Raw genomic sequence first — 15,499 nt, forward strand, 5'->3', positions numbered from 1 at the left:
TTTAACATAAAAAATTATAATGTATAATAATTATGAAATTTTTATGTTAAAAGAGAATAGTTAATATGTTATAAAAATATAAAGAAAGCAAGATATGTAAAAAAATGTTAAAAAATATTTTTACAAAAAACAAATCACATAAAAGTAATTTAGGTAGCACTTTAGAACGAGATATTAATTTAACTAATATATTTTATCAAAATAATAAAATTGCTTTAATTTTTAAAAATGAAATACCTATTAAAGTTGTTAAAGTTGATTATTCTTCTAGACAAAGAACTAAAATAATTGAAGCTTATTATTGTTCAACATCTTTGCCAGATTATCAAGGACTTTATAAAGGAAGATATTTATGTTTTGAGGTTAAAGAAACTAATAATAAAAATAGTTTTCCTTTTTCTAATATACCTAAACATCAATTAAATAATTTAAAACTTATACAAGAATTAAAAGGAATTGCTTTTTTTATTATTAATTTTAAGGTTCGAAAAAAATATTTTTATCTCCCGATAGAATTTTTAATTGATTATATCAATAATTCTAGAAAACAAAGTATAAATTATAAAATTTGTGAAGAAAAATTATATCAAATTCCTTTAGCTTTTTATCCTAGGCTCAATTATTTGAAAATAGTAGATAACTTTTTATAATAATTTGAATACTAAAATACACAAATAAACTTTATTTAAGAAATAAATTCTATATTTTTTTGGACAATATTTTTAATAAAAAACAGACAAAAACCACTAATTATATTAGTTATTATTACTGTAAAACAAAAATACAAAATTAAAAATGTGTTAGATTTTGTTTCCTCATTTTGACAACTATCATGATTATGAAAAATATTATCAGAAATTTCTTTTGCATGTGATGTATAAAATATATAAACAAATAAAGTGTAAGAAATTATTTGTATAATTGTTATTAATAATAAACTCTTTAAAATATTTTGTTTTTTATATGATTTATTTCTTTCTTCCGAATAAAACAAACCTGTTAAAGAACAAGATAAATAAGGAATTATAAATAAAAATAATAAAACACCCATATATAGAAAAGAAATGTTATTATTATACTTTCGCAATAAACTATGATGCCCAAAACTTAAATTACTTTCTAAAGTAATATGTATAAAAGTGTATAATAAATTAGAAAAAAAACTATATTTCAAACCAAAAAGAAAACCTATTAAAAAAAGAGGTAATAATTCTAATTTTAAAATAGAACTTTCACAATTATGTCCATGGAAAATTGTTTTAGTTAAAATAATTTCTATAATCAAAGACATAGATAAAATAAAAGAAATAACAATGATTTTTTTTAATGAAAATTTTGTCATCTATTATTCCTTTTCTTCTATTTATCATGTGATTAAATTTTAAATATATTTAAATAATGTATTATAAAATTTATATTATTTTTTTAATTAAAATGTATTTAGATTGATTATATGATTATAATTTTTTATATTAATTTCGAGTTTTTGACAAAATAATTGAAAATGAATAATATTTTTCTAAAAAAATTTAAAATCGGAAAATATTGTTTTCACAAGATTTAATTATTATTTTTAATTTCTTAAATATTATAACAAATAACTTAATAAATAAAAAATAATTTCATTAATTAAGTTATTATTTATTTTAATACATTTGCGTGTTTAATTTGTTCTAAAAAATAATTTTTAGAAAAAACGAGACTCTCTAATAGATCAGTTTTTAGGAACACTTCAATGTATAAAAAAAGACTAACTTGATAAGTTAGTCTTTAATAATTTTGAAATAAAAAATGTTTAAAAGTATTTATTAATTATTTTTTTCATAATAAGTTTTAATTAAATCGTTTAATAAACGTACACCAAATCCTGAAGCCCAAGAATTATTAAATTCATTTTTTGTTTTTAAACATACACCTGCAATATCTATATGTGCCCAAGGGACAAGATCATCCACAAAACGTTTTAAAAATTGAGCCGCAGTAATAGAGCCCGCTCCACCACTAACTGAATTCATCATATCAGCGAATTTACTATCAATTAATTTATCGTATTTTTTATCTAAAGGCATTTTCCAAACTTTTTCTGATGTTGTTTTGCCTGATTCAATTAATTGTTGAGCTAAAATTTCATTATTAGAAAAAAGACCAGCATACTCTTGACCTAAAGAAATTTGAATAGCATAAGTTAAAGTAGCTAAATCGATTATTAATTTAGGTTGTATTATAGTTTTACAATACCATAAAGCATCACATAAGACCATTCTACCTTCAGCATCAGTATTAACAACTTCAATCGTTTGACCGGACATAGAAGTAACAATATCACCAGGTCTTTGAGCTGTGGAACTAAGCATATTTTCTACTAAACCAACAACCCCAACAACATTAACTTTTGCTTTTCTTGTTGCTAAAGTATGCATTAAACCAACAACAACTCCAGCTCCTCCCATATCAGCTTTCATATCTTTCATATTAAATGAATTTTTGATTGAAATTCCTCCAGAATCAAAAACTACCCCTTTACCTACAAAAGATAATGGTTTGCTTTCTTCGTTATTTTTGTCACCGTTCCATTTCATAATAACTAAATAAGGTGGTCTAGAAGAACCTTGACTTACCGCTAATAAAGCATTCATTTGTAATTTTGTTAATTGTTGTTCGTCTAAAATTTCAACTTCGATTCCTATTTTTTCTAATTCTTTTATTCTTTGAACGAATTCTTCAGTTCCTAAAATATTAGCTGGTTCATTAATCAAATCTTTAGATAAATTAACGCCTTCATGAATAGCTCGTATTTCTTGTATTTCTTTTTGACAAGAATCAGCTTTTTCAGTTACTACAATAATTTCTAAATCATGATTTTCTGCGGAATTGTCATTTTCTTTTTTATAAGTGTGATAACGATCGAAAGAATAACTTCTTAGTAGAGCACCTAAAACTAAGTTCATAATTTGATTTTCTTTAATAGTAATGCCTAAAGCATCAGCAAAAATAATTACTTTTTTATGTTTTTTAATTGTAGAAAAACACAAACCACCTATTTTTAGCCAAGTTTCATTATTGATTTCTTGTTTTTTTCCTAAACCCATTACTGTTACACAAGAAAAAGAAGAACCTTCAAGAGATAATAATTGGATTTGAGAACCAAAAGCGCCTTCGAATTTTTCAATTTCATAACTTTTTTTAATAATATTTTTAGGATCTACTGATTCTAAACCAAACAGTTTATCTTCTTTTTGAACTTGTAAAAGTATTGCGACATTTATATTTATAGACGGTTCAAATTTTGATATAAAAGAAATTTTCATATTTTTTAATACTCCTTATATTTAATTTTTAATCTTTTTTACTTATTTTGGGTCATTCATGACTAATTAAAATATTAAGATCAAAAATATATATTTTTTAATAATTTTTTTATTAAAATGATGATATTTTAATTGAAATATTTAAAATAAACGAAAAATAATCTTCTTATATAATTTGTTTTATGTTTTGTTTGAAATATTAATTTGAAATCTATTTATTAATAAATAATAAAAATACTCATCATAATTAAATATAACAAAAATAATAATTATATTAACATAAAATAATAACATAAATTTATTCTTTCAATTAAAGAAAATAATTAAATTTAAAATCATGTTGAAATGAAATTATATTAATTTTTTTATCATATTGGAATAATTAAAGTCAACCTAAATTTGTCAAATATGCAAATAAAGCAGAAAAACTATTAATTCAACACGGAATAAAATATATATTATAATAATAGTGAGTGAAAAAAAGATTATATGATCATAATAAGTAATTTAATCAATTACGTGGTTGATAACGCTGATATAATACGTAAAAGAGGAAACCTCTATTGGTCTTTAAAACTAAATAATTATAGATTACAAGGTATATGCCAAAAAAGAGGAATTGAGTTAAAAACTGAACTGAATATAATATTTAATACAAACGTGATAAATGAAACAGGCGTTTTCACGATATGTGTATAGGTTATTATGTTGATTCTCCCACACAACACCGTACGAGCAAGTTTCCAAGCATACGGCGTTTTTAATTTCTTAAGTTAAAGAAATTGCAAAATAAATTCTTTGCATAGAAAGATTAGATTTGTTTTATTCAATTGTTAACATCAAGTTAACCACCTTTCTTCATCCAAATTTAAAACGCGAAACTTAATTCCTTTTTTACCTTGTACCTAACTTTCTTAGGTTCCTTGGTTAGGCGATTATCTTAAATATTCCGATTTAAGTGTTGTTCTAACGACTACTATGATTCTGTTTTTTCCTTGAGGTTATCAATTTGGATTATGTTTTCTGTTTTATATTCTAAAACCTTTTAGGAAGATACAAGTTACTCTAATAAACTACGCGAATTCTTTAGGTATGCTGACTCATTTTTTTAATTTTTATTTAGAGATAAGAAATGTTTTTTAACTGAGTAGGTCAAGAAAGTGGGAATTTAATCCAGATCGACTTTATATAGTCGTTAATAATTTAATTAATCAAATATAAAATATTAATTAATTCCTTCTTGCAAATCGTAATTTCAGCTATTTTCGATTTGGTTTTAGTATTACCCCATTTGTTGCATTTAGGTTCTTTGAAGAGCTTATCCATAGAATTCATTCTTCTTGCAAAATCATTTTGGTTAATAACTTCACCTCAATTTGCTTTTATCTTTTGCTGTAATTTCTAATTCTTTCGTTTTAGAAACCAAAGATATGAAGTACGTGATTATTACACGTTTTAGGTCGTTAATCTATTGTTTATTAGGCCTCTTTGTCACCCTTTATCTTTTTTAAAATTTCAAAATTTAGATTTTAACCCTCTACATATATATAATTGGTTAAAAAAATTAAAATTACTCTTACAAAATTTTAGAAAATGTTATTTTTTTTATTTATTAATGATATTAAGCAATAAATAAAATTTTATTTCTTTTAAATTTAAAAATTAAGTTTTAAAAAAATAAAAAAATGTTTATTAATTTCTTATCTTTTTCATCGAGATAATTTTCTAATTTTTAATTCAAAAATAATGATTTTAAATTGTTTTTTAAATTTTTGTGATTACAATAAGTTAATATTATCATGAAAAAGGATTTGAAATAATAGAAATTAAATTATCATAAGAAACTATTCATTAAAAAGATCCTAATTATAAATATTTAGTTTTAAAATCAGTTGATAAATATCAAAAATTTTTTCTATTATTAAAATTTTAAAATTTTTAAAGATTAAAACAAATTGTTATTTTACTTGGAACAACAATTTTATAAAAAATAAAATTAAAAAAGAAAAAATTATGAGAGGATCATCATTTTTTATGTTTTTATCGAAAACCAAATATTAAAAATAGATTTTACTAATCTTTTAAAGAAATTAAATCTAATTGAATTCAACAAAAATTGAAAAGTTTTAGAAAATGAAAAAAATTATATACTTATTTTGCTTTTGTGAAAAGTATTAATGTTTATTTATGGATTTCGATTATTGTTGGTGTATTTAATAATCAAATTTTATCTTTTTAAAATGATTAAAAATCGTAATTTATATTTGGATATGAAAATTTTTCATCAATTGCCTCAATTACAAAACTATTTATTTTTTGTTCTGATTAAAATTTTATTTATCAAAGTATTATTTATAAAAATTTTTAGAAAAGAAATAATTTCAAATTAAGTATGTTCTCTGAAAGGAAATGCTCAAGAAATAAAATACTTGTGATTTTAATAAAAAAATTATAATATTAATTATTAAATATAAATAGAGATAATAAAACAAATGAATACAAATAAAGTTAAAATAGAGAGGTATTATTATAAAAATATTGTCAAATTTTTTTCTTTTTGTTTTATAGTTTGTTTATTAACTATTTTTACATATTAATATATCAAATCGCCATGAAAAGGATAAACCTTATAAAACTAACTATATTAAAAGAGATTAAAGATCTAGAATATGAATAAGCATAATATACAAGTTAAAAAATTAAAAGATGCAAGATTATTAAACAATTTTAACAATAATAAAAAAAGTTAATTCATGTCCTTTTTTTTATGTTCATAAATTTGTCTCTTATTTTTAAAAAATCTTCTTAATACATAAATATTTATAAAACAAAATTGATTAAAAAATAATTTTAAAAATTTAGATATTCATGTACTTATTTTTTGTCAAAATCGTTAAAATATAAAATATCATTTTATTTTAAGATTCTAAATTAATCTTTAAACTCATTATTTTAATATATTCTCTTTTATGAAATTGTTTTTATATTATGTATATGATATGTGTGCATGTTATTTACGAATTGATATATTAAATGTTTTTTTATAGTTGTATAATAAAAATTTTTTATATTTTTAAAATTTTAGATTATCGAATTTTTTAAAATATTTTATTTCTCTTATTTTTTTGAGATTTTAAATATTATTCAAAAACTAGCAAAATAAGTAAAAAATAATTTTTTAAAATTTCAATAATCTTAAAATTTTCAAAAATATTTTGTTCAAATATAATATAAGTGCTGCTTCCTCTTGATAACAAACCCCAAAGGGCTAAAAACGGAAAATGCATCATTTTATGAAAGATTATTATCAACATTGAAGATAAAAAAAATAATTGACTTTATCACAAACTACCTATTTTTAATTTTGAACCAATAAGTTATAAAAATAGTTTTCTCGCACTTATGAAATCTTTCAAATAGTTATTATAAAACTTGATATAATAATAAAAAAAATGATTCACGAACAATTCATTTTTTTATAAATATATAAGTTAAATTATATTTGACATTATTCTTTTTACAAATTCAAAACAAAATTACTTTTATTAAAAGAAAAATTATTTGATTTTCTATCATATATAACGTTATAAAATTCAAAATAAATTTTTTTGATATTGATTTGTTAATTTTTTAAATAAAAAAGACTATTTTTTTATAAAAAAATAGTCTTTTTTATTTAATATCTCTTCTTAATCTTAAACAATTAAAAATAACTAATAAAGTGCTTCCTTCGTGACTTAAAACTGCTAACCATAATGGAATCGTCCAATATAAATTTATCAAAGAAAATAATAATATAATAGAAAAACCAAATATAATATTTTGCCATACTATTTTATTTAATTTACAAGCTAATTTATGAGTATATGTTACTTTGTTTAAATCATTTTTTATTAAAACAATATCTGCGATATCAATAATTACATCGCTACCCTCTTGTAAAGTTATTGAAACATCAGAACTAGCTAAAGCTGGTGAATCATTAACTCCATCTCCAATCATAGCAACTATATGATTTTTTTCTTTTATTTCGTTAACATATTTTGCTTTTTCTTTTGGTAAACAATTAGATAAAAAAGTATTTATATTTAAATAGGAAGAAATAGCTTGTGCTACTTGTTGATTATCACCTGTTAACATTATTGTTTGAATGCCATTATAATTAAAATATTTGACCATTTCTTGAGATTCTGAACGAATTATATCAATTACAGCGATAATCATAATAATTTCGTTGTTATGACTGAAATAAATAACTGTATTACCTTGTGTTAAAAATTCTTTAGTTTTTTGTTCTATTGCCAAAGGCACGGATTTAAAAACATTATATTTAGCTATTTTATAATGATTATTTTTTTCATCTGTACCTTCAATTCCAATTCCAATTAGATTTATAGTTTTTAATTTTAAATCAAAATTGAATTTATCTAGTTTGTTTTTTAAATATTTTTGTATCGCAAAAGCTATAGGATGATTTGATTCTTTTTCAAGCGCCCATAAAATATTAAAATATTCTATTTGTTTTTGATCCGATACGTGATTTGAACAAAATATTTCTTGAACTTCATGTTTACCTCGAGTTAAAGTGCCAGTTTTATCAAAAATAATAGTTGTAATATTTGAAAAAACACCTAAAGATGAACCTTTTTTTAGTAAAATTCCCCTTTTAGCTAAGTTAGAAATAGCAGATAAAGTTGCCGGAATATCAGCAACAACTAAGGCACATGGCGATGCAACAGTTAAAAAAACCATACTTTTGTGACATGTTGTTTGAAAATCCAGAGAATTTGCAATTGCAATTCCTAAATCATTTTTGAATAAAAATTTAACTAATTGAGTTATAATAACAAAACTAAAGGTAATAAAAATAACTGATTTAACGTATATAGGTTCTATTTTTTTAATTAAAGAAGCTTTTTTAGAAACATTACCTTTTGTTTTTTCAGTTAAACGAATTATTTCAGAAAAAATAGTTTTATCTTCGGTTGTATTAACTTCTATTATTAAAGTATTAGTTAAATTTATATTGCTACTAAAAACTTTATCACCTATTGTTTTATCTACAGGAATACTTTCCCCGGTAATAGTTGATTCATCTACGGAAGAAGTTCCCGAAATAATAATACCATCAGAAGGTATTTTTTCTCCATTTAAAACCATAATTTTATCGCCAATTTTTACATTAGAAACGTCTATCATTTCAAAATCATTATTTGTTTTTAATAATCGAGCCTTTTTTGGTTTTATATCTAAAAGTTTGCTTATTTCTTTTTGATTTTTATTATCGACGTATTCTTCTAAAAAATTAGCTATTCCAAAAATAATAAGTAATAATATAGCTTCGTTATAATTACTCATATAAAAAGAACAAAAAAAGGCTAAAATCATTAAAATATGCACATTAAGCGTTAATTTTTTATTTTTTTTCGTCTCTTTATATGCTTTAACAAAACCTTCTTTAATAATGGAATAACCGGTTAAAACCGAAATAACACAGGCTACAATTAGTTTTTGTTCTTTTTTTTTAAAGATATATAATGGTACAAAAATAACAAAATAAATTAAAACACCTAAAATAAATAAATAAATTAATCTATTTTGACTTTGAAATTCTTTTTTTGTTTTGTAATCATTCATAAATATAAATATTATCTTTCTCAAGAATTCAAAATAAAATTTATTTCATATATTTTTGAAAATTTTTTTTTATAAAACTTTTACAATATTATTGTCTTCGTTTTGTTCTGTTATTTTTTCTTTATTGTTGTCCATAAGGGGTTCTTCGCTATTTTCAATCATTTCTTGAAAAACTTTTTTACATTCTGTTTCGATTATATGTCTTGTTTCTTGTCTTATCGGATGCGCTATATCTATATAAACGCCCTTAGAATTTTTCGTGCTAGGCATTGCAATAAATAAATTTCTTTCGCCTTGGATCATTTTAATACCATGAACTACAAAATCATTGTTTATTGTGATAGAAGCTTTGCCTCTTAATCTAGTTTTATTACTGTTATATAAATTAATTTTAACATTTGTTATTTCAAAATTAATTGATTTATCATCTAAATTTTTAGTTGTTTCTATTTTAGTTTCTTGATTATCAATCATTTCTTGAAAAGTTTTTTTAACATTATCTTCGATTATTTGTCTTGTTTCTTTATTTATAGGGTGAGCAATGTCTACATACAATCCTTTAGAATTTTTAGTACTAGGCATTGCGATAAAAATACCCTTTTCTCCTTCGATGACTTTGATATTATGTACTACAAAACAATTTTCTAATGTGATCGATGCAACAGCTTTTAATCTATTTTTGTTAGTGTATAAATTTGTTCTTACGCAAGTTATTTCCATTGAATATATATTTCCTCGTTAATTACTTTTTATTTTTATATTTTAAATTAAGTATAATTTTAATTATTACAAATTATATTTAATATAATATTAAAAAATAATAATTTGTTTTAATATTATTTCTTAAAATTATATTTTCATTAAAAATTTATATTTTTTTATTTAAAGAAAAAAAATTTAAAAAAAGAAAAGTTATTTCTTTAAAATTTACAATATCTATTTCTTCTGCTCTGATATTCGGAGAAATATTATGTTTTTGAAAAAAATCTAAAATTTTACTTTTGCAAATGTTAAAATTTTGACTTAAATTATTTAATAAATTTTTTCTTTTTTGCTTAAAAGCTATTTTTACAAAATTATAAAAATCATTTTTTATAAATTCTCTTTCGAAATCATTTAACAAAAGTTTATCAAATTTTAAAATAATACCGTCAACTTTTGGTTGCGGAAAAAACATATTTTTTTTTATCACTTTAATTTTAGTAATTTGAAACAAAGATTGTAAAATCACACTTAAAGCATTATAATTTTTTTTATTTTTATTAGATAAAATACGTAATCCTACTTCTTTTTGTACCATAATAATTAAATTTTTGATTTGTGATAAAAATAAAATTTTAAATAAAAGTGGAGTAGTTATATAAAAAGGTAAATTACCAATTAAAACTATTTCCTCTTTTTGAAAATATTTTTGTAAATCTTCTTCTAAATTACGTAATAAAACATCATCATAAATAATATCAATTTTATTTTCGTTTTCAAAATTTAAAAATTTTTTTAAATCAGAATCAATTTCATAAGCTAAAACTTTTTTGGCTTTATTTAAAATCAAACGTGTTAAAATTCCTTTTCCAGGGCCAATTTCTATAACATTTTTATTTTCTAAATTAGTTTTTTTAATAATCATTTTTAGCAAATTAACATCACTTAAAAAATTTTGTCCATATTTTTTTTTAAATAAATGTTTAGTCTTTTTCATCTTTATATTTTCTATAAAAAAAATTAGATTCCTTTTGCTCTAAGTTTATATTTAATAAATCACTAAGAAGCGGGGATTCTTGTTTTAAAGTTGTATGCCGTGATTTAACATCTTTATAAATTAAAATATTATTGCTAATATCCTTTTCATCTTCTTTGTAAATAATTGACGAAAGTTTTTTATTGTAAGTATAATATTTTTTATTTTCTTTATAAAAATTATTAATTTGATTAATTTTTACTTGATTTTCGGATGAAATATTATCTAAATATTTCCAAATATTTCTTTTTATAAAATCATGACATAAATCACTTAAAATTTTATCTTTTTCTTTTTTTAAATAAAAAATTAACATATTTATATAGACATCATCGATTTCTAAATAAGCATAAATATCATTAGGTTTTTCAAGGAAACATTTTAAAATTAAAATAATATGATTATTTCGAAATTTATATTTTTGTTCTAATAAATCTTTAGTTCTTTTCAAAATAAGTTCTAAAATTACAGAAAAACCTATAACTTTAGGATGATGATATACTCTGCAATACATATGATATCGGTTAATTAAATAATTTTCTATAGATACAATACTACTTTTTTTAAAAACAATTTTATTATTTATATCGTCTATTTCCATGTTTCTAATTAAGCGTTCAGAATCGATACAACCATAACTAACTCCAGCATAATAAGCATCTCTTTTTAAATAATCTAAACGATCAAAATCTAATTGACTTGTCAAAAGTTGTTCAATTAATGGATATTTATTTTTTTTTTCAATTATAGAAGCAACATCATTTTTAAAATTAGAATCTATTTGATCTAAAATATTAATAATTTCATGATGTTCAGTTATTATTTGAGAACTTTTGAGTTCATGATTTGTTGCAAAAATATCTTCAAAAATATGAGAATAAGAACCATGTCCGACATCATGTAATAAAGAAGTAGTTAATAAAAGTAATTTACTTCTATGATCTAATATATTTGTTAACATATTATGTTTAGTTTCTAAAAATCTTCTGGCTAATTCATAAACACCTAAACTATGACTAAATCTAGAATGTTCAGCGCAACTAAAAACAATATGTACGCAACTTAATTGTTTGATTCGTCTCAGTCTTTGCATAGGAGAAGTATTAATTAATTGTTTTATAAAATCATAATGTATATATATATAACCGTAAATAGAATCATTAAAAACTTCTGGTCTTTGTAATTCTTTATAATTAGCATTCATTATATTTAATATTTAACAAAACTTCTTTCTAAATAATTGTTTTTCTTATTTGTTTTTCTTATATAATTTAGTTTTTATTTTTGAAATTAAAAAATAAAAAATGTATATATATTGTAATTTTTATTATATTCGGAAAATATTTTTTAATTTTTCCGAATATTCAAAAAACAAATTTTACTTAATTTAAATTAATTAAATCAAAAAGAAAATTTTGAAATTATTAAACTATAATTTTATTAATTAATTTTACTAAATCTCCTGTTTTTAATAAAAAAGCACTAGCATCATCAACATCTAAATGACATTCTAAAGAAAAACTATTATCTACTCGACATAAAACATTCCCTAAAATACCTGATTTAACACCACTAATTTGGATATTAACTATTTGTTTATCTACAACATTAAATTCATTAGCTTCTTTTGTTGAAAAATGAATGTGTCTATCAGCAATAATTACGCCTTCTTTAATTTTAATTTCCCCCTTAGGACCTATTAAAATAGCTGAGGCGGAATTAATAATATCTCCTGAAGATCTCACAGGAGCTTGAAATTTACTTCTTAAATTGTCACTTTGACTTATTTCTATTTGGTCTAAATTTCTAGTTGGTCCTAAAATACGAACATTTTTTAAAATATTTCCCGATGAACTCATAACATCTATTTTTTCTTCAGAAGCAAATTGACCTTTTTGTTTTAAATCTTTATAAAAAGTTAATTTATAATTTTTGACACCAAATAAAATATCAAGTGTTTTTTGAGATAAATGCGCGTGTCTTCCTGAAATTCCTAATGGTATTAATTTCATAATTTTAAAAAACCTCATTCTTGAATAATTGATATATTTTCTTTAAATTATCTATATTTTGATTCCATTTATAGATGATTAATTATATTTTTAAAAAAATACATTATATTTAAATTTTTTTATAATTCAATTATATATATAATATAACATAAAAAAAAATTTAAAAAAATTTTATGAATTAAAACCTGTATTTTATAAATATTTAATAAATATTATTTATTTGATTCATCCTTTTAATTCATCAAATTTGATGTTATTTTCTGTATAGAAATTTTTATTTAGAAAATCCTCTTTATTTAATTTTTTATTTTTTTCTAATTTCGTGTATAAATCTGTCCATGTTTTGTTATATTGTTTATTTGGTGTATATTGTTCAATAATTTTTTTAGCTATTTTATAAGACTCGTTTATGATATGAATTATTGTCTTTTCTTTATCTTTATCAATTATTTTGTTGTCTTCTTTGTCCCACATGCCTAAATCTTCAACCATGCTAAGAGTTATTTTTTTGGCTTTTTCTAAATCATCAGAAGAACCTGAACTAACCATTTTATTTTGACTAAAAGACAATTCTGCAGCTCTTCCTCCTAATAAAATAATAATTTTTTTAATGTAATCATCGCGAGTATATAATGATTGATTTTTTTTTGGATTGCTTAACGTATAACCTCCTATCGAGCCTCTAGGTTCTATATTAAGGTAACTTACTTCGAAATCAAAAGCTTTCGATATAACAGCATGACCTAATTCATGTATAGCAATTCTATCTTTATCTTCTTGGATAATTTCATTATTTTCCATTTTTGGTCCTAATTTTATTTCGTGAAAAGATTCCAACAAATCATCTGTTTTTATTTTGTATTGATTCGATTCAAGTGCTACTTTTATTAAAGAATTTATATCTGATGCAGTTAATTGGGCTTGTGACAAAAATTTTAACAAACTATCATCTTGTAAAATTTTATTTATATCTTCCACTCTATCTTTATTTTTATTTAAAACATATTCCAAAATATTTTTTATACCTTCTTTTGTTGGGTAATCTAACAAAATTTTTTTCCCTAAACGTCCTTCTCTAACTAAAGCATTATCTAATATTTCTGCTCTATTAGTAGAACCTATAACAATACCATAAGGAGGCATTGGATTTTTGTCATTATTAGAATTAAAACCATCTATTTCAGATATTAAAGCATTTAAAGTGTTGTCCATTTCGCTTGAATTTCCGCTTGTGTCAAAACTTCTTTTTTTACCTATTGAATCTATTTCGTCAATAAAAATAAAAAAATACCCCTTTTGTTTTTCTAATGCCGTTTTTTTAGCAGTTTCAAAAAGATTTCTGACACGTGATGAACCTACGCCAACAAATTTTTCTATAAAATCAGAACCATTAACTACAAAAAAAGTAGCATTGTTTTGTAATTCTCCAGCTAAACATTTGGCTAAATAAGTTTTACCAGTTCCCGGTGGTCCATACAATAACATGCCTCTAGGTATATTATTAATATTTGTCGATTTTTTTTTTACATTATTAACTAATTTGTTCATTTCTTTAGATATAGATTCGTAACCTCGAAAATCTTTTAGTTTTAATTTATTATTGCTTGAAACTTCTTTTTCTTCTGCCCATGTTGCTGTATTAGCATTATTTATCAGAAGATCTTTTTGGTCCGTAATTCGAAATATAATTAATCCGAATAATATAATCATTATAATATTTAAAATAATGCTTATAATTTTTTGAATGAAAGTTATATAATATGACTTATTTTTTTTAGGTAATATTATTCGACTATTATTGTGGTTTTTTTCTGTTTTTTGAGGTTCTTCAAATATTTGTGTTTCCCAATTCATAAATATAAATTTCCTTTTCTTGAGATAAATATAAAATGTTCAAAAAATTTTATTTTAATAAAAAAATTTATTTTTTTATTTTGTTAATTTATATTTTTTTAAAAAATTTTGCAATAAATAAGTTTCTTTTTTTTTTATTTGAGTTTCAGTATAATTAAAATTTAAAGGAACTAGTTTATTAATAGCAATTAAGATAAAATTAAAAAAAATGTCTTTTTTAAATTCAATTAATTTAGATTTTATTTTCAAATTTATTTTGTCTAAATTATTAAAAATATTTTCTAAATTATTAAATTCTTTTAATAATTTAGAAGCAGTTTTAGGACCTATAGAAGGTACTCCTTTGATATTATCTGAACTATCTCCTACTAAACTTTTAAATTCAATCATTTGATTTGGTTTTAAAAAATATTCTTCTTCTAATTTTTGAGGATTATAATAAATAACGTTTTTTAATCCTTTTTTGATCAAAGCAACTATTATATTAGAATCCACTAATTGAAGTAAATCTTTATCACTGGAAAAAATAACAACAGAAACATTATTTTTAGTTGCTTGTTGTGCAAGAGTTCCAATAATATCATCTGCTTCATAACCATCTTGAGAATAATTATTAATACCTAATAATGTTAAATATTCTCTAATTAAATAAATTTGTTTAATTAGAGCATTTGGCGTTTTAACACGACCTTTTTTATAATCTTTATAAATCTTATGTTTTGTTGTTTTTGCTTTAGAATCAAAAACAACACAAATATAATTATCTGTTTGTTCTAAAATTTTTTTAAACATATTAATAAAAACAATTAACGCATTTATATCTTCGCCTTCGTTGTTTTGTATTAATTTTATATTTTTATAATAAGTAGCGTAATAAGCTCTAAAAACTAAAGAATTACCATCTACTAAAACTAACTTACGCATTTTTAATTGTAATCCTCATTATAAAC

10 protein-coding genes and 1 pseudogene are annotated in these 15,499 nt (G+C 21.3%); 1 reads left to right on the forward strand and 10 read right to left on the reverse strand.

The genetic code is table 11. From position 1 onward, the window contains the following. Positions 1-104 precede the first annotated feature (104 nt). Positions 105-650 (forward strand): Holliday junction resolvase RecU, encoded by a 546-nt coding sequence (gene recU, locus Q2306_RS00200; RefSeq protein ID WP_323847755.1) that lies wholly within the window; start codon positions 105-107, stop codon positions 648-650. Between the two features lie 35 nt (positions 651-685). On the opposite strand, the gene Q2306_RS00205 is transcribed toward recU, so the two are convergent. From Q2306_RS00205 to Q2306_RS00250, 10 genes and pseudogenes are all read right to left on the reverse strand, one after another. Beyond that, positions 686-1,342: a hypothetical protein gene (locus Q2306_RS00205; protein WP_323847756.1), complete on the reverse strand. Its 657-nt coding sequence runs from the start codon at positions 1,340-1,342 to the stop codon at positions 686-688. A gap of 466 nt (positions 1,343-1,808) precedes the next feature. Beyond that, a complete protein-coding gene (locus Q2306_RS00210) occupies positions 1,809-3,308 on the reverse strand; it encodes a leucyl aminopeptidase (RefSeq protein WP_323847757.1) in 1,500 nt (499 codons plus the stop codon). A gap of 3,672 nt (positions 3,309-6,980) precedes the next feature. After that, positions 6,981-8,945 (reverse strand): heavy metal translocating P-type ATPase, encoded by a 1,965-nt coding sequence (locus Q2306_RS00215; protein WP_323847758.1) that lies wholly within the window; start codon positions 8,943-8,945, stop codon positions 6,981-6,983. Between the two features lie 69 nt (positions 8,946-9,014). Next, positions 9,015-9,362 (reverse strand): SpoVG family protein, encoded by a 348-nt coding sequence (locus tag Q2306_RS00220; protein WP_323847957.1) that lies wholly within the window; start codon positions 9,360-9,362, stop codon positions 9,015-9,017. Between the two features lie 6 nt (positions 9,363-9,368). Next, positions 9,369-9,665: pseudogene (spoVG, locus tag Q2306_RS00225) on the reverse strand (septation regulator SpoVG); the annotation flags it as partial. 148 nt (positions 9,666-9,813) lie between these two features. After that, the gene (gene rsmA, locus Q2306_RS00230) at positions 9,814-10,644 is read right to left on the reverse strand and encodes a 16S rRNA (adenine(1518)-N(6)/adenine(1519)-N(6))-dimethyltransferase RsmA (RefSeq protein ID WP_323847759.1); all 831 of its coding nucleotides are present in this window, start codon (positions 10,642-10,644) and stop codon (positions 9,814-9,816) included. Further along, positions 10,631-11,887, reverse strand: coding sequence for an HD domain-containing protein (locus tag Q2306_RS00235; RefSeq protein WP_323847760.1), 1,257 nt, complete (start codon positions 11,885-11,887; stop codon positions 10,631-10,633). The genes rsmA and Q2306_RS00235 overlap by 14 nt, the downstream gene beginning before the upstream one ends. Positions 11,888-12,107: 220 nt before the next feature. Continuing rightward, positions 12,108-12,695 (reverse strand): phosphate propanoyltransferase, encoded by a 588-nt coding sequence (pduL, locus tag Q2306_RS00240; RefSeq protein WP_323847761.1) that lies wholly within the window; start codon positions 12,693-12,695, stop codon positions 12,108-12,110. 225 nt (positions 12,696-12,920) lie between these two features. After that, positions 12,921-14,549 (reverse strand): AAA family ATPase, encoded by a 1,629-nt coding sequence (locus Q2306_RS00245; protein WP_323847762.1) that lies wholly within the window; start codon positions 14,547-14,549, stop codon positions 12,921-12,923. A 75-nt stretch (positions 14,550-14,624) separates the two neighbouring features. Beyond that, on the reverse strand, positions 14,625-15,473 hold the full coding sequence (locus Q2306_RS00250) for a 5'-3' exonuclease H3TH domain-containing protein (protein ID WP_323847763.1): 849 nt from the start codon (positions 15,471-15,473) through the stop codon (positions 14,625-14,627). Positions 15,474-15,499 lie beyond the last annotated feature (26 nt).

The organism is Phytoplasma sp., from assembly GCF_035187685.1.
In the GTDB taxonomy this organism is placed as follows: domain Bacteria; phylum Bacillota_I; class Bacilli_A; order Acholeplasmatales; family Acholeplasmataceae; genus Phytoplasma.